At 70.7% G+C, this 242-nt stretch carries 1 protein-coding gene; it reads left to right on the forward strand.

Going from position 1 to position 242, the window contains the following annotated elements; genetic code table 11:
* Positions 1–242 (forward strand): DUF899 family protein (locus SB771_RS36595; RefSeq protein ID WP_410722234.1); only part of this gene is annotated, 242 nt, incomplete at both ends.

Consider the following 242-nt stretch of genomic DNA (forward strand, 5'->3'; position numbering starts at 1 on the left):
GGTCACGCGATGGACATGGATCCGCCGCCGGCACCCGTCGTGCAGTTCGCTGCGACGTGCGGCACCGATGCGCTCACGTATTCGCTCGACCGGCCGGGGATGAGCGCGTTCGTGCGCGAGGACGGCGTCGTTTATCACACGTACTCCACCTATGCGCGCGGGCTCGACGGGCTGTGGGGGATGTACCAGTGGCTCGATCGCGCGCCGCGCGGACGCAACGAGGCCGGCCCGTGGTGGCGCCG

It is taken from the genome of Burkholderia sp. SIMBA_051 (assembly GCF_046534915.1).
GTDB lineage: Bacteria > Pseudomonadota > Gammaproteobacteria > Burkholderiales > Burkholderiaceae > Burkholderia > Burkholderia ambifaria.